Origin of the sequence: Pontibaca salina, assembly GCF_016307205.1 — a bacterium.
Lineage (GTDB): Bacteria > Pseudomonadota > Alphaproteobacteria > Rhodobacterales > Rhodobacteraceae > Pontibaca > Pontibaca salina.
Genome location: NZ_JAEIJD010000006.1, coordinates 90,010 through 113,155, shown reverse-complemented (window position 1 = coordinate 113,155; position 23,146 = coordinate 90,010). Strand labels below are relative to the sequence as shown.

At 59.2% G+C, this 23,146-nt stretch carries 21 protein-coding genes; 4 read left to right on the top strand and 17 right to left on the bottom strand.

Features of this window, described 5'->3' with window-relative positions:
* Nucleotides 1–76: 76 nt before the first annotated feature.
* Together JAO82_RS09135 and JAO82_RS09130 are read left to right on the top strand one after the other, a co-directional pair.
* Complete coding sequence (locus JAO82_RS09135; protein ID WP_198686075.1) at nt 77–892, top strand: ion transporter; 816 nt, start codon at nt 77–79, stop codon at nt 890–892.
* A gap of 229 nt (nt 893–1,121) precedes the next feature.
* The gene (locus JAO82_RS09130; RefSeq protein ID WP_198686074.1) at nt 1,122–1,880 is read left to right on the top strand and encodes a class I SAM-dependent methyltransferase; all 759 of its coding nucleotides are present in this window, start codon (nt 1,122–1,124) and stop codon (nt 1,878–1,880) included.
* A gap of 139 nt (nt 1,881–2,019) precedes the next feature.
* On the opposite strand, the gene JAO82_RS09125 is transcribed toward JAO82_RS09130, so the two are convergent.
* From JAO82_RS09125 to JAO82_RS09110, 4 genes are all read right to left on the bottom strand, one after another.
* A complete protein-coding gene (locus JAO82_RS09125) occupies nt 2,020–2,904 on the bottom strand; it encodes an acyl-CoA thioesterase (RefSeq protein ID WP_198686073.1) in 885 nt (294 codons plus the stop codon).
* Nucleotides 2,897–4,885 (bottom strand): acetoacetate--CoA ligase, encoded by a 1,989-nt coding sequence (locus tag JAO82_RS09120; RefSeq protein ID WP_198686072.1) that lies wholly within the window; start codon nt 4,883–4,885, stop codon nt 2,897–2,899. Before JAO82_RS09120 ends, JAO82_RS09125 begins: the two co-directional genes overlap by 8 nt.
* Entirely contained in the window at nt 4,882–6,120 is a 1,239-nt protein-coding gene (locus JAO82_RS09115; RefSeq protein ID WP_232897314.1) for a serine hydrolase domain-containing protein, read from the bottom strand. Before JAO82_RS09115 ends, JAO82_RS09120 begins: the two co-directional genes overlap by 4 nt.
* 135 nt (nt 6,121–6,255) lie before the next feature.
* Complete coding sequence (locus JAO82_RS09110) at nt 6,256–7,242, bottom strand: NAD(P)H-dependent flavin oxidoreductase (protein WP_198686071.1); 987 nt, start codon at nt 7,240–7,242, stop codon at nt 6,256–6,258.
* Between the two features lie 206 nt (nt 7,243–7,448).
* On the opposite strand from JAO82_RS09110, the gene aroQ reads away from it, so the two are divergent.
* Nucleotides 7,449–7,895 carry a type II 3-dehydroquinate dehydratase gene (gene aroQ, locus JAO82_RS09105; RefSeq protein ID WP_198686070.1) on the top strand — a complete coding sequence of 149 codons (447 nt, stop codon included), beginning with the start codon at nt 7,449–7,451 and terminating at the stop codon, nt 7,893–7,895.
* Nucleotides 7,896–7,937: 42 nt separating this feature from the next.
* On the opposite strand, the gene JAO82_RS09100 is transcribed toward aroQ, so the two are convergent.
* From JAO82_RS09100 to JAO82_RS09050, 11 genes are all read right to left on the bottom strand, one after another.
* The gene (locus tag JAO82_RS09100) at nt 7,938–8,966 is read right to left on the bottom strand and encodes an ABC transporter ATP-binding protein (RefSeq protein ID WP_198686069.1); all 1,029 of its coding nucleotides are present in this window, start codon (nt 8,964–8,966) and stop codon (nt 7,938–7,940) included.
* The gene (locus JAO82_RS09095; protein ID WP_198686068.1) at nt 8,963–9,940 is read right to left on the bottom strand and encodes an ABC transporter ATP-binding protein; all 978 of its coding nucleotides are present in this window, start codon (nt 9,938–9,940) and stop codon (nt 8,963–8,965) included. Before JAO82_RS09095 ends, JAO82_RS09100 begins: the two co-directional genes overlap by 4 nt.
* 1 nt (nt 9,941) lies before the next feature.
* Nucleotides 9,942–10,847, bottom strand: a complete 906-nt coding sequence (locus JAO82_RS09090) for an ABC transporter permease subunit (RefSeq protein ID WP_198686067.1) — start codon at nt 10,845–10,847, stop codon at nt 9,942–9,944.
* 1 nt (nt 10,848) lies between these two features.
* Entirely contained in the window at nt 10,849–11,856 is a 1,008-nt protein-coding gene (locus tag JAO82_RS09085; RefSeq protein ID WP_198686066.1) for an ABC transporter permease subunit, read from the bottom strand.
* Entirely contained in the window at nt 11,850–13,007 is a 1,158-nt protein-coding gene (locus JAO82_RS09080) for a M24 family metallopeptidase (protein WP_198686065.1), read from the bottom strand. Before JAO82_RS09080 ends, JAO82_RS09085 begins: the two co-directional genes overlap by 7 nt.
* 20 nt (nt 13,008–13,027) lie before the next feature.
* The gene (locus JAO82_RS09075; protein ID WP_198686064.1) at nt 13,028–14,617 is read right to left on the bottom strand and encodes an ABC transporter substrate-binding protein; all 1,590 of its coding nucleotides are present in this window, start codon (nt 14,615–14,617) and stop codon (nt 13,028–13,030) included.
* A 161-nt stretch (nt 14,618–14,778) separates the two neighbouring features.
* Nucleotides 14,779–16,008: an acyl-CoA dehydrogenase gene (locus tag JAO82_RS09070; RefSeq protein ID WP_198686063.1), complete on the bottom strand. Its 1,230-nt coding sequence runs from the start codon at nt 16,006–16,008 to the stop codon at nt 14,779–14,781.
* A gap of 29 nt (nt 16,009–16,037) precedes the next feature.
* Nucleotides 16,038–16,562, bottom strand: coding sequence for a gamma carbonic anhydrase family protein (locus tag JAO82_RS09065; protein ID WP_198686062.1), 525 nt, complete (start codon nt 16,560–16,562; stop codon nt 16,038–16,040).
* Entirely contained in the window at nt 16,559–17,203 is a 645-nt protein-coding gene (gmk, locus tag JAO82_RS09060; RefSeq protein WP_198686061.1) for a guanylate kinase, read from the bottom strand. The genes JAO82_RS09065 and gmk overlap by 4 nt, the downstream gene beginning before the upstream one ends.
* A gap of 12 nt (nt 17,204–17,215) precedes the next feature.
* Nucleotides 17,216–18,112, bottom strand: coding sequence for a YicC/YloC family endoribonuclease (locus tag JAO82_RS09055; RefSeq protein ID WP_198686060.1), 897 nt, complete (start codon nt 18,110–18,112; stop codon nt 17,216–17,218).
* Between the two features lie 182 nt (nt 18,113–18,294).
* Nucleotides 18,295–19,665: a class II 3-deoxy-7-phosphoheptulonate synthase gene (locus tag JAO82_RS09050; protein ID WP_198686059.1), complete on the bottom strand. Its 1,371-nt coding sequence runs from the start codon at nt 19,663–19,665 to the stop codon at nt 18,295–18,297.
* A 173-nt stretch (nt 19,666–19,838) separates the two neighbouring features.
* Between JAO82_RS09050 and JAO82_RS09045 the strand changes: the two genes are divergently transcribed.
* Nucleotides 19,839–20,843 (top strand): GlxA family transcriptional regulator, encoded by a 1,005-nt coding sequence (locus JAO82_RS09045; protein ID WP_198686058.1) that lies wholly within the window; start codon nt 19,839–19,841, stop codon nt 20,841–20,843.
* A 387-nt stretch (nt 20,844–21,230) separates the two neighbouring features.
* Here the strand turns inward: JAO82_RS09045 and tsf are convergent, their stop codons facing one another.
* Nucleotides 21,231–22,106, bottom strand: coding sequence for a translation elongation factor Ts (gene tsf / locus JAO82_RS09040; protein WP_198686057.1), 876 nt, complete (start codon nt 22,104–22,106; stop codon nt 21,231–21,233).
* A 78-nt stretch (nt 22,107–22,184) separates the two neighbouring features.
* Nucleotides 22,185–23,066 carry a 30S ribosomal protein S2 gene (rpsB, locus tag JAO82_RS09035; RefSeq protein WP_198686056.1) on the bottom strand — a complete coding sequence of 294 codons (882 nt, stop codon included), beginning with the start codon at nt 23,064–23,066 and terminating at the stop codon, nt 22,185–22,187.
* Between the last annotated feature and the right edge of the window lie 80 nt (nt 23,067–23,146).

Here is a 23,146-nt window from a genome sequence, read left to right as displayed (position 1 = left end):
GACGGTGCGCAACAAGGCGCAGACAGCACTAACTGAGATCTTGCCGATCCCGAAGATGTGTTCGATATGTGCGCCAATGACTGATCACAGCTATCTCCCCCCGCCTTCTCTCCGCGAACGGACTGCCCGTTTCGTGGATCGGCCCGCCGTGCAAAATTTCATAATCGGCGTAATCCTGTTGAACGCCGTCATTCTCGGGCTCGAAACCTCGCAGACAGCGATGGAACTCGCTGGCCCGCTGATCGTGCTCATCGACCGGATCTGCCTCTTCATTTTCGTGGTCGAAATCGCGCTCAAACTCTTCGCACGTGGTTTGGATTTCTTCCGCCGCGGGTGGAGCGTGTTTGACTTTGTGATCGTAAGTATATCCCTGATTCCTGCGGTTCAGGGCCTGAGCGTGCTGCGCGCCTTGCGAATATTGCGCCTTCTACGTGTTGTGTCGGTGGCGCCGTCGCTGCGGCGGGTGGTGGAAGGGCTGGTTAATGCGCTGCCGGGCATGGGCTCGGTCTTTTTGCTGATGGGCGCGATCTTTTACATAAGCTCTGTCATGGCGACCAAGCTTTTCGGCGCGGCCTTTCCCGAATGGTTCGGCACGCTGGCACGATCCGGCTATTCACTATTCCAGATCATGACGCTTGAGAGTTGGTCGATGGGCATTGTTCGCCCAGTAATGGAAGTCTACACATTTGCGTGGTTGTTCTTTGTTCCCTTCATCGTGGTGACAACCTTTGCCGTGGTGAACCTGCTGGTCGGCTTGATCGTGAATTCTATGCAGGATGCCCATCAAGAAGAATCCAACGAAAGGACAGACACGTATCGTGACGAGGTTCTAACCCGTCTGGCGGAGCTCGAGTCACTGATCAGATCCCAGAACGATGCGCGCAAAGACTGAGCCAGGGTCAGTGTAGTTGCTTGCTTCCTGTATCTGCTACGTCCTACAAGAACATAGCTTGCCGCTGTTCTTCCGGCTAAGCGGATAAACGCTGGTCCCGAAACCACACGACCCCATCGCAGACGGGATCGTTTTCGCGTGGGGCCAAGCTTTTCTACCGGAACTACAAAAAATGAACGCTGGGCATTTCGCCCGACTTAACCTCGCAGGTATATTATTGTTTAGAGACTTGACCGACGAAATCGGTGTCGACAGCTACACATCCCCGCCTGAAACTCTTCTGGACGTTCCCTTCGTACCCACGGATGAAAACGTCGTCGAGGCTATGTTGAATTTGGGGGCTGTTGGACCGAATGACGTGCTGTATGATTTGGGCTCCGGCGATGGCCGTATCTTGATTTCTGCTGCCAGAAATCGGGATACAACTGGCATAGGCGTCGACCTTGACCCTGAACGTATTGCGGACGCCATGGAAGAGGCCGGATGGGCCGGGGTCCAGTTCCTTGTCGACTTTATCGAAGATGACATCTTCACGGTCGACATCAGCGCGGCGACAGTGGTTACCCTGTATCTTCTCGAGATGGTCAATCTGGAGTTACGCCCCCGGCTTTTGAGTGAATTGCGCCCTGGTACCCGTATCATTTCCCACGCCTTCGGCATGGGGGACTGGAAGCCTGATGATTGGCGCGAGATGAGTGGTGTAAATATCTACAAATGGATCGTGCCGGCACAAATCGCAGGCATCTGGGAATGGGAAAGACTGGACGGCAGGCTGTATCGCATTGACCTGCAGCAAGATTTTCAGGAAATCACCGGTACCGCCTGGCTGGATGGCGAAAAAGCGATCTTGGAAAGCGCGGATCTACAGGGGGCGCGTCTGGAAGTGACCCTCCGGGAAAATAGCACAGCGGCACAAGATAGTTTTACCCTGCATTTCAAAAATAATGAACTGCACTCGGTGAAAACCGCCACCCCGCCCAAGGCCTGATCAGTGCAGGTGGTCGGGGTAACCGTGAACTAAACGCGGTCCCCGACCTGTATCGCCCAGGACTCGCCGTATTTCGCGTCACCCCGCATTCGTTACACCTGTGGCGAGTGCGGATAGCCTCTGAGGCGGATAGAGCCTGTTAAACCTGCTTATTGCGGCGCATCGGGCGCATCGGGCGCATCAGACCCTCTTGCGCGGTACTGGCAACCAGCTCTCCGTCAATGTGAAAGATCGTTCCCCGGTTGAACCCGCGCCCGCCGCCGGTGAATGGGGCGTCCATAACGTATAGATGCCAATCCTGAAACCGGATCGGGGCGTGAAACCACATCGCGTGATCCAAACTTGCGGTCATCACATTGCCGGTAAAAAAATTCTCGCCATGCGGGCGCAAAGACGAACCCAACAGGTTCATGTCCGATGCATAGGCCAACAGGCAATGCTGCATTCGGACGTCGGCCCCTGCGGCATCCTCCATGCGAAACCACAGATAATTACGGTCTGATTGCGGTTCGGGGTGCAATAGATCCCGAGGGGCATGTTCGCGAAAGTCGATTGGGCGTTGCCGTAAAAAGTCCTGTCGCAGGTCCTCCGGCAGTTGATGCGCAAATTGCTGGCGCAAATCGGCCCGGCTGGGAAGGTTTCCCGGTGGGTCAGCCGGCGGCATCTCGTGCTGATGGTCAAAGCCCTCTTCGGCCACATGGAAAGACGCGCTCATGTTCAGGATCTGCTTGCCGTTCTGGATCGCGATCACACGGCGTGTCGTGAAACTGCCGCCGTCCCGCGATCTATCAACGCTATAGATCACCGGTATCGACGGATCGCCGGGCCGGATGAAATAGGCATGTAGGCTGTGACATAATCGCTCGGGCACCGTGCGATAGGCGGCCGCCAGCGCCTGCGCGATCACTTGGCCGCCATAAATCCGCATACTGGTCTCTCCGCCATGGCCAGTACCGCGAAACAGATCGACCTCGAGCCGCTCGATGTCGAGCAAATTCAGCAATCCCGCCGCTGCGTCATCCATTTTGTCCATTATCCTTCTCACTGCGCGCCTTGCGCTGCGCCGCATAGGCGAGGAGCGCATCAAAACTGTCCGGATTCGCCATCGCGTCGCGTTTAATCACCTTATCCGGCGCATGGCCCAGCAGCAGTTTCTTTACCGGCACTTCCAGCTTCTTTCCAGACAGGGTACGCGGCACCGCATCGATCCGCACGATTTCATCGGGAATAAAACGTGGCGATACCCGGTCGCGAATGGTCTGATTGATCCGCTCGCATAGCGCCTGATCAAGATTAAAACCGTCTTCCAACACTATGAAAAGCGGCATGAAACTTCCGCGCCCCAAAAACTCCAGATCAACCACCAAGGAATCATGAATCTCGGGTAACATTTCGATTGCCTGATAGATTTCCGCACTGCCCAGCCGCAGCCCCTTGCGGTTGATCGTGGCATCCGAGCGCCCATAGATGATAACGCCGCCATGTTTGGTGATTTCAATCCAGTCGCCATGCCGCCATACCCCCGGATAGGTGTCGAAATAGCTTTCATGCAGGCGGGTGCCGTCGTCGTCGCCCCAGAAATACAGCGGCATCGACGGCAGCGGACGGGTGCATACCAGTTCACCGACCTGCCCGCTCACCGGGTTTCCACCCTCGTCGAACGCATATATGGAAGCACCCAGAAACCGGCACTGCATTTCGCCCGCGCGGACCGGGGCCATTGGATTTCCGCCGACAAAGGCACCGCAAATATCGGTGCCGCCGGAAATCGGGGCCAACCAGATATCGGGATTCACCGCCTCGTAAACCCAGTCATAACCGTCTGGCGACAGTGGCGATCCGGTCGACCCGACCGAGCGCAGCGCGCCAAGGTCCAGCTCCTCGCGCGGGCGGATGTCGGCTTTATCACAGGCCTCGAAAAAGGCCGCCCCAGCACCGAAATAGCTGAGCCGCTCGCGCGCAGCGAAGCGCCAGACCTCCAGCAGATTGGGATGGTTTGCTGCCCCGTCAAACAGCGCCAGCGCCGCACCCTGTGCCAGCGCAAAGAATTGGATGTTCCACATGATCCAACCCGAGGAAGTCAGCCAGCAGAACCTGTCACGTGCACTCAGATCCAAGTGCAGGGCATGTTTCACGCCTTCAAGTAGCACGCCGCCATGACCCTGTACGATGGGTTTGGGGTCGCCGGTGGTACCTGATGAATAAACCACCCAGAGCGGATGATCGAACGACACCTGCGCGAAATCCGGTGCAATGTCATCACGGGTCAAGTCACCCCAGACGATCACCCCCTCGGGCGGCTCCGCGATCGCAGGCACCACGACGCGCTGCTCCAGCGTCGGCAATGCGGCGGCGATGTCGTCATTTGCCGCGCGCCGGTCAAAGATCTTGCCGGCATACACATAGCCATCCTGTGTGATCAGCAGTTTCGGTTTGATCTGGCGGAACCGGTCCAAAATCGCGATCGGCCCCATATCGGGCGAGCATAGTGACCAGATTGCGCCGATGCTGGCGGTTGCCAGAAAGGCAATGACCGCAGTCTCCGTATTGGGCAGGATCGCCGCCACCCGGTCGCCCTGAACCACCCCCATGGCCCGAAATTGCGCCGCGACGCTGGCGACCTGCTTGGTCAGCCCTTCCCACGTGATTTTCTTATGCCCAAAGGTCTCCGATTGCACGATCAGCGCGGTCCCCTTGGGCGTGTCGCGGACCTGTCGCAACATGTGCTGCGCAAAATTCAGCCGCGCCCCCGGAAACCAGACCGCGCCGGGCATTCGCTCCTCGGACAGAATCCCTGTGTACGGGGTCGAAGATTCGAGCTTAAAAAACGCCCAGATTGCAGACCAGAAACCATCCAGGTCGCTGATACTCCATTCCCATAATGCGTTGTAATCGCTGAACGTCAGGCCGCGTTCGGCGCTCAGCCAGCGAAGAAATTCAGCCATCAGACTGGCCTCGGCGCGGCTGGCGCTAGGCGTCCATAAGATGCGTCCAAGTTCGGTCATGTCAGTGTCCCCTGAACCAGTGCCTTGAGTTGCGGGCGAGCCGGATAGGCGCTGGAGGGTGCCAGTTGCGTAAAGAAGACGACACTCAGATCCTGTGCCCGGTCGACCCAGAAAAACGTGGACGCCATACCGCCCCAACTGAAATCCCCGACGCTGCTTGGCGCACGGGTACGCGCCGGATCGATCACTACCGCGCCGCCAAGGCCAAACCCCATGCCCTGCATTGGCTGTTCGGCGAAGCTCTGCGGTCCCATTGATGCAATGTCACCGGGCAGGTGGTTTCGCATCATAAACTCCAGCGTCCGCGGCCCCACGATCCGCGCGCCCTGCCCGGTCATGCCACTGCGCAGATATTCGGCAAACTGCATATAGTCATCGATTGTGCCGACCAGCCCGCCGCCGCCCGAAAACAGCGTGGTACACTCAAACGGGGATGATCCCGGCGCATCGGCAAGTCGCAGGCTGTCGTCGCCTTTGCGCGCCGTATTAAGCGCCATCGCATCGCCCGCAAGCGGCGTGTACAGCGCTGCGAACCGCTCGCCGGTGGCCTTGGGCACGCGAAATGCAGTCTGTGTCATGCCGAGCGGGCCAAGGATATGTTCGCGCAGAAACTTGTCGAGCGACTGCCCCGACACCACCTCGATTACGCGACCCAGAATGTCGATGCCGACCGAATACTCCCAACGTTTGCCGGGATGAAAGGCCAGCGGCAATGCCGCAACCCGCTCGGCCATATCGGCCAAGTTCCCCTGCGCGGGTCGGAACATCAAATCGCCCTCATCCATGGCGCGGGGCAGCACGCCGGGATTGAACGGATAGCTTAGGCCCGATGTGTGTGTCATCAACTGATGGATTGTCGGCACGGCGCAGGGCTCGACCTGATCCAAACGCTCTGCCCCTTTAATAAGAGATCGCATGTCACTGAATGCAGGGATAAATTCAGAAGCCGGCGCATCAAGATGGAACATACCGCGCTCGATCAGGCACATGGCGGCGAGCGTCGTGATCGGCTTGGTCATGGAGTATAGTCGCACAACTGTGTCACGGGTGAAATCCAGATCGCGGGCGATGTTACGCTGACCTCTGGCGTCGAAATAGACCTCTTGCCCGCCGCGTGCGATCAGTACCGATGCCCCGGCAAATTTGCGTTCATCCACATAGCGCTGCATCCAGATGCCGATCCGCTCAAGCCGTCTGCGATCCAGCCCCGCTGCCTCTGGCTGTGTCTTTCTCATTGCCGTCCTTTCGGAAAGTCAGTGGCGCTGCAGATTCAGCCGATATTCGGCAAGCCATGCCGCCCCACCCATGATATCCGACTATAGCATGTTATATCAAAACCTTACAGTGCAACACTCATCTCTCACCTTAGATCACCTTATGAATTCAGAGGCGATTTTCCTCGCGGCAGCCCGGTATTCTTCTTCGATCCGCGCGATCAGATCTGCGGCTCTGCTGATTGCTTTCACAACCCCGATACCCTGACCCGCGCCCCAAATATCTGTCCAGGCCTTTGACGACCCTGACCCGAAATTCATCGTCGCGGCCTGCCCAGTCGACAAGTTGTCTGGATCCAGTCCGGCAGCCTTGATCGACTCCCTCAGATAATTTCCCGAAACGCCCGTGAACAGGGAGGAGGTGACGATATCTTCGGCGCTGCCGGTTACGATCATCTCTTTGTAGCGCGCCGGTGCATTGGCCTCATCTGTGGCGATGAAGGGCGACCCCGTATAACCCAGATCGGCCCCGGCCACCCGTGCGGCCAACAATGCACGGCCCGTCGCGATCGCCCCGGACAAGATTAAAGGCCCGTCAAACCAGTCGCGAATTTCCTCAACCAGCGCAAAGGGTGATTGCTTCCCCGCATGTCCCCCAGCGCCAGCAGCAACGGCGATCAGCCCATCGGCCCCCTTCTCGATGGCTTTGCGGGCGAAGGTGTTGTTGATAACGTCATGCAACACGATCCCGCCACAGCCATGGGCCGCCTCGTTCACTTCGGCCCGTGCGCCCAGACTGGTGATCCAGATCGGCACCTTGTGTCGCGCGCAAATTTCCAGATCACGTTCCAGTCGTCCGTTCGAACGATGGACGATTTGATTCACCGCGAAAGGCGCTGCCGGATGGTCGGGGTTGGCTTGATTGTGGCGGTCCAGTTCTTCGGTAATGCGGGTCAGCCATTTGTCCAATTGCGCCGGTTCGCCCTTGCCCTCGCGCGCGTTCAGCGCCGGAAACGAGCCGACAATACCTGCCTTGCATTGGGCGATAACCAGCTCTGGCCCCGAAACAATGAACATCGGCGCCCCCAGCAGCGGCAGGCGCAACCCACGCAGCGCAGGCGGCAGATGAGAAACGTCGCGCATTGCGCTCTCCTTACCTGTGCTTGAATGCCGAGGGCTCGTGCCCTGTATTGCACCCCCATTAGCCCTTGTGCACGAGAATTACATCTGCATATCCAATTGACAACTACGCTAATCTGCCCCGACGCCCGAGTTCACGGCAGCGCCCGAAAAACTGGACAGTGCCGGAGTGTCGGGCGTATCAACAGGTAACCAAAGGTAAGATTTCAATGACATCCATTCTGATCCTGAACGGTCCCAATCTGAACCTGTTGGGCACGCGACAACCCGAAGTCTATGGCACGACCACCCTTGCCATGATCGAGGAAAGCTGCCGGCGCACCGCTAACGAACTCGGGTTCAAGGTCACCTGTTTGCAGTCCAACCATGAAGGCGCTCTGATTGACGCAATTCATGATGCGCGCGACCAAAAAGACGGTATCGTTTTGAACGCTGGTGCCTATACGCATACGTCAGTCGCGCTGCGCGATGCCATTGCCTCGGTCGAGCTGCCGCTGGTCGAGGTCCATCTTTCCAATATACATGCCCGTGAAACGTTCCGGCAGGTGTCCCATATCGCCCCGGTCGCACTGGGCCAGATTTGCGGCTTTGGCGCCTATGGCTATATTCTGGCGCTGCAAGCTCTGAATGCCCGACTGAAAGGCATTACTACATGACGACACCGTCGGGATGACCTGCATTTCGTAGCCGCAGGCAGTTCAATCGGTCTGCGGCAAGGACTCGGTGTTGAAGTCCTCTTCCGACAAGACCGCATCGGTGGCGTTTTCGCCGGGTTTCAGCGGAAAAAAGCAGGCCGCCGCATGGGCAGGCAGGTCCAGTTCCGGGCGCGTCTCGCGGCAGATATCCTGCACCTTCCAGCAGCGCGGCGCGAATGGGCAGCCCGGCGGCACGTCCAGCGGCGAGGGAAGTTCGCCCACCAGCTTGATCCGTTCCTTGCGGGCTGCTGGGTCAGCTTGCGGCGTCGCGGATAACAGTGCCTTGGTATAGGGATGGCGCGGCGCGGCGAACACGTCCGCTTTGGGGCCGCGCTCCACCGCCTTGCCCAGATACATCACGATGATCTCGTCGGCGACGTGGCGCACCACGCTCAGATCATGGCTGATGAACAGATAGGCCAACCCCATACGTTCCTGCAGATCAACCAGCAGGTTCAGAATTGCGCTTTGGATCGACACGTCAAGCGCCGAAACCGGTTCGTCCAGTACCAGTACCTTTGGGTCCAGCATCAGTGCTCGCGCGATGGCGATGCGCTGCCGCTGGCCACCGGAAAACATATGCGGATAGCGGTCGAAATGTTCGGGGCGCAGCCCAACCAGCCCCAGCATCTCGCGCGCCTTTTCCTCGCGCGCGGCTTTCTTCATGTCGCGACGGTTGATCGCCAGCGGCTCCATCAAGATCGTGCCGACGCGTTGGCGAGGATTGAGCGAACCATAAGGATCCTGAAAGACGATCTGCACGTCTTGGCGCAATTTGGGCCAGCGCGCGCGCACAACCGGCTGGCCATCCAGCGTCAGCGACCCTGCGGTCGGCTCTTCGATCATCGTGATCATGCGCGCCAAGGTGGACTTGCCACAGCCGGATTCCCCGACCACGGCCAAAGTCTTGCCAGCGTAAAGATCGAAATCGACCCGCGCCACCGCGCGCAGGGTTTGCGGCTTGGCAAACATGCCCCCGCCCACCTCGTAATGGCGGGCAAGCGCGGTCGCGGTCATTACGGGCGCGGTCATGAGGCAGCCCTTTCATCAGTATTCAACGGATAGAAACAGCGGGCATAGCCCAGATCGCCCCCCAGCGGCGGCGGCGGCTTGGCGCGGCACTTGTCGTCGGCATATTTGCAGCGTGGCGAGAACAGGCAGCCCGCCGGGCGGTCGAACTGGCCCGGAACGACCCCCGGAATCGTCGGCAGGCGCTTGTCCGTAGCGCGTTCGGGCAACGCATCGAGCAGCGCCGCAGTATAGGGATGATGTGGCGCACGAAACAGCGACGCCACCGGCTGTTCTTCAATCTTTTGGCCAGCATATTGCACGCTGACCCGCTCGGCAGTTTCCGCAACCACGCCCATGTCATGGGTGATCAGGACCAGACCCATGCCGGTTTCCTCGCGCAATCCGGTTAGCAGGTCGAGAATTTGCGCTTGAATGGTCACATCCAGCGCCGTGGTCGGCTCATCTGCGATCAGCAGCTTGGGGTTGCAGGAAATCGCCATGGCGATCATCACCCGCTGGTTCATGCCCCCTGACAACTGGTGCGGGAACGCCGACAGACGTTTTTCCGGGGCCGGGATACCGACCAGTTCAAAAAGTTCGACGGCGCGGGCGTGTCGGGCCCGACGATCCAGCCCTAGGTGCAAGCGCAGCGCTTCCTTGATTTGCCAGCCCACAGTAAAGCAGGGATTGAGCGAAGACATCGGCTCCTGAAAGATCATCGCCAGATCCTTGCCGACGATGTGCCGGCGCTGGCGCGCGCTCAGCATTGACAGATCGTGGCCATCGAAGATCATCTCATCTGCGGTGACCGTGGCAGTCCAGGGCAGCAGACCCATCACCGCCAGCATCGAAACCGACTTGCCCGAGCCGCTTTCGCCAACAATCGACAGGATTTCGCCCTTATCGACTTTGATATCGACCGAATCCACTGCCTTGAAGACACCCGCCGAAGTGGCGAAGGAGACGCTGAGGTTGCGGACGCTCAAAAGGCTCATGTCAGCTCCGCTTCAGTTTGGGGTCAAGCGCATCGCGCAGCCCATCACCCATCAGATTGATTGCCAGCACCGTGACCAGAATCGCCACGCCCGGAAAAGTTACCACCCACCAAGCGCGCAAGATGAATTCCCGCGCCTCGGCCAGCATGGTGCCCCATTCCGGGGTCGGCGGCTGTGCCCCCATGCCGAGAAACCCAAGTGCCGCCGCATCCAGGATTGCAGTCGAAAACGACAGCGCCCCCTGCACGATGATCGGTGCAAGACAATTCGGCAGCACGGTGACAAACATCAGCCGGATCAGACCTGAGCCGGCGACGCGGGCCGATGTCACGTAATCTTTCTGCTTTTCGCTCAACACGCTGGCGCGCGTCAGGCGCACGTAATGGGGTTGCAACACGATGGCGATGGCGATCATCGCATTGGTCAGCGAGGGGCCCAGCACCGCCACCAGCACCAGCGCCAGCAGCAACGAGGGAAAAGCCAGGATGATATCCATGATCCGCATGATGATCGCATCCAGCCAACGCGGCGCGAACCCCGCGACCAACCCGATGATGATCCCGCCCGAGGCGGCCACGGCCACCACGACAATGCCGACAAAGAACGAATAGCGCGCGCCAACGATCAGCCGCGACAGCATGTCCCGCCCCAGCGGGTCGGTGCCCAGCGGAAAGCGCCAGGTGCCGCCATCCTGCCAGACCGGCGGGCGCAGAGCGAAAGCACGAAACTGTGCCGAGGGGTCATGCGGCGCAATCAACGGGGCAAATGCCGCCAGGAGCACGAAACCGACAAAGATCCACAACCCGAAGACCGCGCCGCGATTTTCGCGGAAATAGAACCAGAACTCACGCAGGCGACCGGGACGGTTTTGGATCATTTTTACTTCGGCAGACAAAGTATCAGACATCTCAGCGCTTTCTGATCTTGGGGTTGATAACGCCGTAAAGCAGATCGACCGTCAGGTTCACCAGCATGACCATCACCGCGATCAGGAGCAAACCGCCCTGCACCACCGGATAGTCGCGCCGAAAGATCGAATCGACCATCCATTTGCCGATGCCGGGCCAGCTGAAAATCGTCTCGGTCAGGATCGCCCCCGCCAGCAATGTGCCGACGGAGAGGCCGATAACCGTGATCACCGGAATGAGCGCGTTGCGCAGCGCGTGGATGCCGTTGATCCGTAGCGGTGGCAGCCCTTTGGCGCGCGCGGTGCGAATATAATCTTCGCCCAAAACTTCCAGCATGGCACTGCGGGTCTGCCGCGCGATTACCGCCAATGGAATGGTGCCCAGCACGATGGCGGGCAACACAAGATGGCGCAACGCCGAGGCCAGTGCGCCCTCCTGCCCCGACTTGATCGCATCAATCACCATGAAGCCGGTCGGGTTCGAGAAGTAATAAATCAGGTCGATCCGTCCCGAGACCGGGGTCCAGCCCAATTGCCCAGAGAAGATAATGATCAGCAGCAGCGCCCACCAGAAGATCGGCATGGAATAGCCCACCAGCGCCGTCGACATCAGGGCGCGGTCGAAGAACTTGCCCCGGTTGACGGCGGCGATCACCCCCGCCGGCAGGCCCAGTGCCAGCGCAAAGATCATCGCGAAGATTGACAGTTCGAGCGTCGCGGGAAACAGCGAAAAGAACTCGTCCCAGACCGGGCGTCGGGTGACAAAGGACTGCCCCAGATCGCCCTGCAACACCCCGGTCAGGTATTCCCAGAACTGCACATATATGGGCCGATCGAACCCAAGCTGCGCGGACAATTCGGCATAGCGCTCCTCGGTCATGCCGCGCTCGCCCGCCATGACGATGATGGGATCACCCGGCAACAGGCGGATGAAAGCAAAGGAAATCAGCGTGACACCAATGAAGGTGGGGACAAAGGTCAGCAGCCGCGCGGCGAGATATTTCAGCATTTCAACACCGTCAGTTCCTTGGCAAAGCGAGTAAGCGAAGTGCATCCCGCATCGGTGATCAGGATATCGTCTTCGATCCTGACGCCGAGCTGGCCCGAGATATACAGCCCCGGCTCATTGGTGAACACGGTGCCGGCGGGCAGCTCCTGATGGTTGCCGCGCATGATATAAGGCACCTCATGCACTTCGCGGCCCAGTCCGTGACCGGTCTTAGTGCGGATGAATTCGGAAAAGGGCGACTCCTCAAGCACGGCGGTTACTGCATCGTCGATCGCGTGCGCCGTAACGCCCGCGCGGGCGATTTCATGGCCGCGCAGATTGGCACGCAGCACCGTGTCATAGATCGCCTGCGCCTCATCGCTGGCGTGATCCAGAAAAACGGTACGGGTGATGTCGGCGGCAAAACCGTGTTTGCGGGCACCAAAATCGATCAGTAGTGCATCCCCCGCTTTCAGCCCGTAATCGGCGCGGGCATGCGCGTGCGGACGCGCGGCATTGTCTGCGGCGGCGACGATCGGCGGAAACGCCAGATCATCCGCACCCTCGGCGAACAGCGCCTGAATCAGCGCCTGCTCCACGTCCTTTTCACTTTGACCCAGCCGCACGCTATCCAGTGTGCGAGCCAGCGCGCGTTCGGAAATGTCGATCGCGGCCTGAAGCGCCGCAATATCCTCAGGCGTCTTGATCATGCGCAGCCCGGAAATCGCCGCTTCACCGTCGGTGATACGCAGGTCTGGCTGGGCGCGTTTCAAGGCATGATGCACGAAAACCCGCATCACCTGCCCCTCGGCTGCCAGCGAAGTGATATTCAGATGCGCCAGCAGCGCGGCAAAGGCCGTATCGTACCCATCCTGATCGCGCCAGTCGAACACCGCGCCGTCAAATCCGACCTGCGCCCAACTGCCCAGTTCCAGATTGGGCACCAACGCGGCGGGTTGTCCCTGTGACGGAATTACCACCAGAAACGGGCGTTCATGGCTCATGAAAGACTGCCCAATTGCACGGGTGAAATTCGGCCCCGGCACCAGCGCCACCGCGTCAACTCCCAGATCGGCAGCAACGGCAGCGTATTCGCTCAGACGGTCTGCAAGGGGTCGGGATAGGGAGATATGAACGCTCCGGTCTTTATGCAGGTGATCGGGGCGGCGCATAATTCACCGCCCCGCATTGGTCAATCAGAGAAGCCGACTTCGTTGAAGATGTGGGTGCCCAAGGGGTGGACCACATAATTATCGACCTCGGGTCGCATCGGCATGTAGACCACCGAATGTGCGATTGTAGCCCAAGGGGCTTGCTCCTTGAAGACGATCTGTGCCTCCTCATAGAGTTTGGTGCGCTCGTCCTGATCAGTTAGCACCTTGGCCTTGTTGATCAACTCATCGAATGGTTCATGGCACCATTGCGCACGGTTCGACGCGCCGACGCCATCGCAGCCGAGCAGCACCGCAAGGAAGTTGTCCGGATCGCCGTTATCCCCAGTCCAGCCCAGCAACACCGCGCCGTCGCGATCCACATCCGAGGACCGTTCCAGATATTCGCCCCATTCGTATGAGACGATTTCCACATTAACGCCGATCTGGGAGAAATCTTCTTGCATCAGTTCGGCCATGCGCCGCGCATTTGGGTTATAGGGCCGCTGGACCGGCATCGCCCAGATCTTCATGGAGAGGTCGGATACGCCCTCTTCGGCCAGCATGGCCTTGGCGGCGTCGGGATCATAGGGGTCATCCTCGACCGTATCTTGATAGCTCCACATGGTTGGCGGTATCGGGTTCTTGGCAATCTGACCCGAGCCTTGAAACACCACATCGATGATCGCCTGCTTGTCGATCGCCATGTTCAGCGCCTTGCGCACCTTGGGGTTATCAAAGGGCGGAACCTGCGTGTTGTAGGCCATGTAGCCCACGTTGAGACCCTCCTGCTCCATCACCACGATGTCCTGGTTATCCTTCATTTCCTGCACATCCGCAGGGTTGGGATAGGCCATCACATGACATTCGCCCGCCTTGACCTTCTGATAGCGCACCGAGGCATCGGGCGTGATTGCGAAGATCAGTGCCTCGACCCGCGCTGGCGGCCCCCAATAATCTGGGTTGCGCACATAGCGGATGATCGCATCCTTCTGATAGGCCTGAAACACGAACGGTCCGGTACCGATTGGCTTCTGATTCAGCGCTTCCGGAGTGCCAGCCTCCATCATCGCATCAGCGTATTCCTTGGAGTGGATCGATGCGAAATCCATCGCCATGTTGGCGATAAAAGGCGCGTCAGGTCGGGTCAGGTGGAACTTGACCGTATAATCATCGACCTTTTCGATGCTTTCCAAAAGTTCAGGCATCGACATGCCGGCGTAGTATTCCCACGAGCCACCAGACACCTTGTTATACGGATTCTCCGGGTTGCCCTGCCGGTCGAAAGTAAAGATCACATCATCGGCGTTGAAGTCGCGGGTCGGGGTGAATTGGTCGTTGCTGTGAAACTTCACCCCCTCGCGCAGCTTGAAGGTGATCGTCTTGCCGTCTTCGGAAATCTCCCAGCTTTCCGCCAAGCCCGGCTCAACCTCGGTGGTACCGGGAATGAACTGCGCCAGACGATTGAAGATCGGCTGGCTGGAAGCGTCAAAGGTGGTCCCGGAGGTATAAAGTGCCGGGTCGAACCCTTCGGGAGACCCTTCCGAGCAATAGACCAGCGATTGCGCCGAAGCCGCCCCCGCCCCAAGCGCGAGCATCGCCGCTGTTGCAAGATACGATCTGAGTTTCATGCGTTTCTCCCGGTTTCTTGTGTGTTAAGCACCCGCAGGCACATGGATTGCCGCACGGTGCTCCACACACGCGCAGCCGTATAGATACCCTGCCACCGAAATGCGCCTGTGGAAAGAGGCTGCGTTAGCGATGGCACGCTGTCGCGACGGCAAGCAGGTACTCAGAAGAACGCCTGCAAACCAGTCTGGGCGCGGCCCAAGATCAGCGCATGGACGTCATGGGTGCCTTCATAGGTATTCACGGTTTCCAGATTGATCAGGTGGCGGACCACATGAAATTCCAGACTGATACCATTGCCGCCATGCATGTCCCGCGCCAAACGCGCGATATCGAGCGCCTTACCGCAATTGTTACGCTTGATCAGGCTGATCATCTCGGGCGCGGCGCGGGCCTCGTCCATCAGGCGGCCGACCCGCAGCGCCGCCTGCTGCCCCAGCACGATTTCGGTCTGCATGTCGGCCAGCTTTTTCTGGAACAACTGGGTTTGTGCCAACGGTCGGTTGAATTGGTGCCGGTCCAGCCCATATTGCCGCGCCGCGTGCCAGCAAAACTCAGCCGCGCCCAAAACGCCCCAGCCGATGCCATAACGCGCCCGGTTCAGACATCCGAACGGCCCTTTCAGCCCCTCGGTACCCGGCAAAAGCGCATCGTCACCGATCTCGACACCATGCATAACGATCTCGCCGGTGACGCTGGCGCGCAGAGACAGCTTGTTCGCGATCTTCGGTGCGCTCAGTCCCTTCAGCCCCTTGTCCAGTACAAAGCCGCGGATCTTGCCGTCATGTGCATCGGATTTGGCCCAGACGACGAACACGTCGGCGATTGGGCTGTTGGTGATCCACATTTTTGAGCCGGTCAACCGATAGCCGCCGTCGATTTTCTCGGCACGGGTCTTCATCCCCGCCGGGTCGCTACCGGCATCAGCTTCGGTCAGCCCGAAACAACCGATCCATTCGCCGCTGGCCAGTTTGGGTAAGTATTTCCGGCGCTGCTCATCGGTGCCATAGGCATGGATCGGATACATCACCAGCGAACTTTGCACCGACATCATCGAACGATAGCCGCTGTCCACCCGCTCAACCTCGCGCGCGACAAGTCCATAGCTGACATAGCCCGCCCCAAGGCCACCATATTCTTCGGGAATGGTCATGCCCAGCAGCCCCATCTCGCCCATCTCGCGAAAGATCGCCGGATCGGTTTCCTCATTCGCGAATGCAGCTGTCACGCGGCTATGCAACTTTTCCTGCGCGTAAGCACGGGCGCTGTCGCGAATCATCCGCTCGGCTTCGGTCAGCTGATCATCCAGAAGTAACGGATCGTCCCAGTGAAACTGCCCCAGATCCGGCTTATTACGGGCAGACAGCTGCGGTGCTCGGCTCTGGTTTGTCATGGCATGCCTCCTGTTCGGGGCTCAGGATATCAGCGGATCGCTTTCAGCTGATCGCGGAACAACCGCATTCTTTCTTGATAATGTGTCGCCGTCCAGCGCAGCCGGTCAATCATCTTGTCGTCGATTTCGCGCACCACCTTGCCCGGCGCGCCCATGACCAGCGATCCGTCGGGGATCTCCTTGTTCTCAGTGATCAGCGCCCCGGCCCCGATCAGGCAGTTGCGCCCGATGCGCGCGCCGTTCAGGATCGTGGCCCCCATGCCGATCAGGCTGTTCTCGCCGATGGTGCAGCCATGCAGTATAACCTTGTGCCCGATGGTGCAGCCGGCCCCGATCACTAGTGGAAAGCCCATGTCGGTATGTAGCACGCAGTTTTCCTGTACGTTGCTGCCCGCACCGATGCGGATATCTTCATTATCGCCGCGCAAGGTGCAGCCGAACCAGATGCTGCTGGCTTCCTCGATTATCACGCCCCCGACCACATTGGCATCCGGCGCGATCCAAGTATCTGGGTGGATCTGCGGTTTACGGGTGCCAAGGGCATAGATGGTCATGACTGTTGCTCCTCGAATTCGGCCTGGAGCCGGCGCACATGGCCGATCAGGTCCGGTTGCTGGCTGCGCCGCAGGCGGGTCGCGGTGATGATGGTTTTTAGGCGTTCCTCAGTATGATCCAGATCGTCGTTTACCAGAACGAAATCATAACCATCCCAATGGCTGATCTCGTCCCAGCTTTTCTGCATCCGCCGGGCAATGGTTTTGCTCGTATCCTGTCCACGGCTTTCCAGACGGCGGCGCAATTCGGATATCGAGGGCGGCAGAAGGAAGATCGACAGCGTGTGCTGCCCCAAGGCCGAATTGCGGATCTGCTGCGCGCCCTGCCAATCGATGTCGAACAGCACATCCTGCCCCTCCTCGATGGCCGCCTGTACCGGAGCTCGGGGCGACCCATACCAGTTGCCGAACACATGCGCATGTTCCAGCATTTCGCCATCTGCAACCTGTCCCTTGAACGCCTGTTCGTCGGTAAAGGCATAGTCCACGCCATCCTGCTCACCGGGGCGTGGCGGGCGCGTCGTGGCGCTGACTGAAAACAGGATACAAGAATCCCAGTCGCGCAAGCGCCGCGCCAACGTGGATTTCCCCGCACCCGAGGGCGAAGACAAGATAATCAAAAGGCCGCGCCGTTGCGCCATGGTCGAACCCCTTTATTCGATATTTTGCACTTGTTCGCGCATCCGGTCGATTACCGCCTTGAGCTCAAGTCCCACTGCCGTCAGATCGCCAGACTGGGCCTTGGAGCAAAGTGTATTTGCCTCGCGGTTGAACTCCTGCATCAGAAAATCCAGCTTGCGCCCGATCGCACCGCCGGTTGTCAGCAAATCGCGCGTAGCTGCAACATGAGTGTGTAGCCGGTCGATTTCTTCGGTGACATCGGATTTCACGGCTAACATCGCCAGTTCCTGTGCCACCCGATCCGGATCGGCACCGTCGGAATTGTTCAGAACGCGAGCCAGATTGCTGCGCAGGGCTTCGGCCATCGCGTCCTTGCGGGCCTCGGACAGTTTCGCGGCGCGGTCGGTCAATTCGCCGATTTCATTCAATTGCTCGTGCATGACGACGGCCAAGGCGGTGCCTTCGCTTTCGCGCATCTGCACAAAATCTGCCACAAGCGGCGCGAACTGTTTGCGCAATGCGGCAACAAGAGGCGCGGTATCGTCTTGCAGCGCGCTGGCATTCAGCACGCCCGGCAAAGCCAGCAGATCAACCGCCCGAGATGGCCCGAGTGTGATACCCCGGTCCATCGCTTCGGCTTCGACAGTTGCAAGCGCGTCAAGCGCGCCCCCCAGCGCCGCCCGGTCAAGGCTGAGCGTTCCGGCAGTATCATTGCGGGTGACCCGCAGCGTCAGGCTGACATTGCCACGCGTTACCACCTGCCCCAGATCGCCGCGCAACGCTTGCTCCAGGCCCTCGAGCCAGTCGGGTACACGCAGGCGCAAGTCCAGTCCGCGCGCATTGACGCTCCGCAGTTCCCAGCTCCAGAACCAATGGGCTTGCTCACCCCGGCCCGACGCGAAACCCGTCATTGATCTGATTGGTGTCATCATCGCCCTTTGCAGTCGATCGTTTCTCTTTGCCAAGCACCTAAAGCACCTGGGCACCAAGGGGCAAGTTTCGGCTCCGCAGTGGAAACTTTACCGAGGGCACGCGGGTGCCTAGACGCGAGATTTTCGGCTCGTAGCGCCAGGCGATGGCCAAGAACGGCCGCCGCCGGGACTAAAGCCAGTCAGACCGCCGCGCGATTTTCGCGGTGTTGACGCAGCTTGCTCAGCTCTTCGGCCACCAGAAAGGCCAGTTCCAGCGATTGGCTTGCGTTCAGGCGCGGATCACAGGCGGTATGATAGCGATGCGACAGGTCGTGATCGCTGACCGCATGCACGCCGCCGGTGCATTCGGTGACGTCCTGTCCGGTCATCTCGAAATGCACACCTCCGGGCACCGTACCCTCGGTCCCGTGAACAGCAAAGAACTCGCGCACCTCGCGCAGGACCGCATCAAATGGTCGCGTCTTATAGCCGGTCGAGGATTTGACCGTGTTGCCGTGCATCGGATCACAGACCCACACAACATTCGCGCCCTCTTTCTGCACGGTGCGGATCAAGCGCGGCAAATGTTCGCCCACCTTGCCCGCCCCGAAGCGCGCGATCAGCGTCAGACGACCGGCCTCGTTCTCGGGGTTCAGACGCGCCAACAGGATCTTGAGATCTTCTTCGGTCATCGTGGGGCCACATTTCAACCCGATCGGGTTCAGGACGCCGCGGGCATATTCCACATGTGCCCCGTCGGGCTGACGGGTGCGGTCCCCGATCCAGATCATATGCCCGGAGCCGGCCAGCCATTTGCCGGATGTAGAATCCAGCCGCGTCAACGCTTCTTCGTATTCCAGAAGAAGGCTTTCATGGCTGGTATAGAATTCGACCGTTTGCAACGTGTGCGCGGCGTCCAAGGTGACCCCGGCGGCGGACATGAAATCCAGTGTGTCGGTGATCCGGTTCGCCAGCTCGCGATATTTCTCGGCCTTCTTGCTCTCGGTAAAGCCCAGCGTCCACGCGTGAACCTGATGCACATCGGCATAGCCGCCCGTCGAAAACGCGCGGATAAGGTTCAGCGTCGCCGCGGCCTGCGTATAGGCCTGCAACATCTTGCGCGGATCGGGGATGCGCGCTGCTTCGGTAAACGCCAATTCGTTGATAATATCGCCGCGATAGCTGGGCAGTTCGACACCGTCCACCACCTCGGTCGGGGCGCTGCGCGGTTTGGCAAACTGGCCGGCCATGCGCCCAACCTTAATCACCGGTACTTTGGCCCCATAGGTCAGCACCATCGCCATCTGCAACATCACCTTGAATGTGTCGCGGATACCATCGGCGCTGAACTGCTCGAAACTCTCGGCGCAGTCGCCACCCTGAAGCACAAACGCCTCGCCACGGCTTGCCGCACCCAGATGCTGTTGCAGACGGCGGGCTTCACCAGCAAAAACCAACGGGGGATATTTCGATAGTTGCGCCTCGACCGCCTGCAATGCAGCGGCGTCAGTATAATCCGGCATCTGCACCCGTGGTTTGGTGCGCCAGTTGGTTTTTTGCCATTCACTCATTGATCTCGTCCTCCGCTGAAGGCGTCAGAGCGTAGTTATACAAAACCCGCGCCCACCTTACCATATACGATTTGCGACCCTTGACGTCGTTTCTTTGCTGGTCATTGTAACAATAAGGACTTGCTGGAAGCGCAAGGAGGAAAGCGGTCGGCGTCTAAGGGGAAGGATCGTACATGCATCAGGAAGACCTGGTTGTCCAGAAGGAAGCGGTGGTCACGAAATCACGCCGTTTTATCTTTGTTCTTCTGGACCGATTCACGCTGCTTTCGTTTGCCTCGGCCCTGGAAAGTCTGCGCATCGCGAACCGTATGTCGGGCCAGCAACTTTACAAGTGGCGGATCATTGGCGAGGGCGGTGATGCGGTGACTTGCTCGGCCGGCACACAGTTCAGACTGGACGACGATCTTGGCGAGTTCGGCCATGATGATACGATCCTGCTGTGTGGCGGCATCAATATACAGGCGGCGACCACGAAACGCCTGTTGTCATGGGTTCGCCGCGAGGCCCGCAAGGGGCCGATAATCGGCGGGCTGTGCACGGCTGCGTACTTATTGGCCGAAGCGGGGTTGCTGGATGGAAGGCGCGCCACGATCCACTGGGAAAACGCCGATAGCTTCGCCGAGGAGTTCCATAATGTCTCCCTGACCAAGTCTATCTTCGTGATTGATGGCAATCGCATGACCACTGCGGGTGGTACCAGCTCACTAGATTTGATGCTAAAGTTGATTGCGGATGATCACGGCGCTGATCTGGCCAATGCGGTTGCGGACCAAATGATCTACTCGAGCATCCGGACCGATCAGGATACCCAGCGCCTGTCGGTGCCGACCCGCATCGGCGTGCGCCACCCCAAGCTGAACCAAGTCATCCATATGATGGAAGCCAACATCGAAGAGCCAATCAGCCCCTCGGTCCTGGCGCAGAAGGTGGGCATGTCCACCCGTCAGTTGGAGCGGCTGTTCCGCCGCTATCTGAACCGCTCGCCAAAACGCTATTATATGGATTTGCGGCTCGCGCGGTCGCGCAATCTGTTGATGCAGACCGACATGAGCGTTATCAACGTGGCCTTGGCCTGTGGTTTTTCCTCGCCCAGCCACTTCTCGAAATGCTACCGTGCACAATATGATACCACCCCCTATCGCGAACGCGGCAGTCAGGCAGCCAAGCATCCAAGCTGAACCAATCCCGCAGTTTCCGAAGCGTTCGCCAATCCGATTCGGCGCTCCGGTTGCTTCCCTCTGGCAATGAATACAAGACTGTTTCTATAACTTTTAATCGCGCATAGTTGAATTGTTCCATAAACGTGGCTTGGCCATGGAACTCCGGAAAAGGACCCTTGCGATTTCAAGGCTCTCTGATCCGTCCGGCCCGGACGCTTATTCATCTGCGTTCGTGCCGGAGGTTTTGGCGCACCCCACCCGCCCCTAATTCAACGGAGCTCTCGTACTTTAGGGAACTGTGCCAGATCCGAGCGGTCCCGCATTCGTTCGGATTATCGGTTTCGTCATGAAAAAGGGGGCGCAGACCTGCAGCCCGCGCCCCCTTTCGCATAAATCGAGAGCGGTTCAGCCCTGTGCGGCCTTGGCCACTTCAGCAGCGAAATCCTCTTCCTCTTTTTCGATACCTTCGCCGACTTCCATCCGGACAAAGCCTGTAATGGTGGCGCCCGCCTCTTTTGCAGCCGCGCCCACGGTCAGATCCGGGTTGATAACGAATTGCTGGTTCAGCAAGGTGGCTTCCGAAACGAATTTCTTCATCCGGCCCTGAATCATCTTTTCCACCACCGCCTCGGGCTTGCCGCTTTCGCGGGCAATCTCCAACTGGACCTGCTTTTCTTTTTCGATCACCGACTGATCCATGTCCGCTTCGCTCAGCGCGGCGGGATTCACTGCGGCGACATGCATCGCCACCTGCCGAGCGAAGGCCTCGTCTGCGCCACTGACGGCAACCAGAACGCCGATTTTCCCCATGTTAGGCACAACTGCATTGTGAACATAGGAAATCACGGTTTCGCCTTCAATCGAAGCCATACGGCGCAGCGCCATGTTCTCGCCAATGGTCGCGATACTTGCAGTCACGGTATCCTCAACCGACTTGCCGCCCAGATCGGCCGCTTTGAGCGCATCGATATCCGAAACCCCAAGTGCCGCCTGAGCGATATCGCCAACCATCTTCTGAAACTCGGCGTTTTTGCCGACGAAATCGGTCTCTGCATTAACCTCGACCACGACGCCCTTGCCGCCGTCGACGACAACAGCGACCAGCCCCTCGGCAGCGGTGCGACCGGATTTCTTGGCCGCGGTGGCCAGACCCTTGGTGCGCAGCCAATCTACAGCAGCCTGCATGTCGCCATCAGATTCCGTCAGCGCCTTTTTGGCGTCCATCATGCCGGCGCCGGTGGTGTTGCGTAGCTCTTTCACCATGGATGCAGTGATTGCCATCTCTTGGTTCTCCTAACAGAAAATAAACGGGACAGGCGGTACCTGCCCCTCTCTATCCAACGAAAGACGCGGCAACCGTCAGCTTTTGGCAGCGCGCTCGAGCGTCTTGGCGGTGGACTCGATATCCAGTGGCGCGTCTTTCGCCACAGCGTCATCGCTCACTGTCTCATCCGAGGCAGCGCCGACTTCGACACCTGTGCTTTCCGGTGTCTCCAGCTCCTCTTCCACCGGCGCCTCTTCCATGGCCCCGATATCGACGCCGGCGGCACCCAGTTGGGCGCTCATTCCGGCGAGAGCCGCGCGCGACACCAGGTCACAGTAAAGCGCGATCGCACGTGCCGCATCGTCGTTGCCGGGGATGATGTAATCAATGCCGTCGGGCGAACAGTTGGTGTCGACAATAGCCACAACCGGAATACCCAGCTTGTTGGCCTCGGAGATTGCCAGCGCCTCTTTGCGAACGTCAATCACGAACAGAAGATCGGGAATGCCACCCATATCACGGATACCGCCCAAGCTAGCTTCAAGCTTGCTCTGGTCGCGCTCCATGCCAAGGCTCTCTTTCTTGGTCAGCCCCTCGAAGCCCTGTTCTGCCTGCTCATCGATTTGCTTGAGACGCTGGATCGACCGCGACACGGTCTGCCAGTTGGTCAGCGTTCCGCCCAACCAGCGGTGGTTCATATAGTACTGCGCAGATCGCTCGGCGGCGTCAGCAATCGGCTGGCTGGCTTGGCGCTTGGTGCCGACAAACAGGATGCGTCCGTTCTTGGCAACTGTATCGCGAATGACCTGCAGCGCCTGATCCAGCATTGGAACGGTCTGCGTCAGATCCATGATGTGGATGCCATTGCGCGCACCATAGATATATGGTGCCATACGTGGGTTCCAGCGCTGGGTCTGGTGGCCAAAGTGAACGCCGGCCTCAAGCAGCTGACGCATGGTGAACTCGGGAAGAGCCATGGGTGTTTTATCCTTTCCGGTTTTATCCTCGGCGGGGGTCTCGACGCGGATGCGCCAACCGGCGGACCTTTGGGGATGTC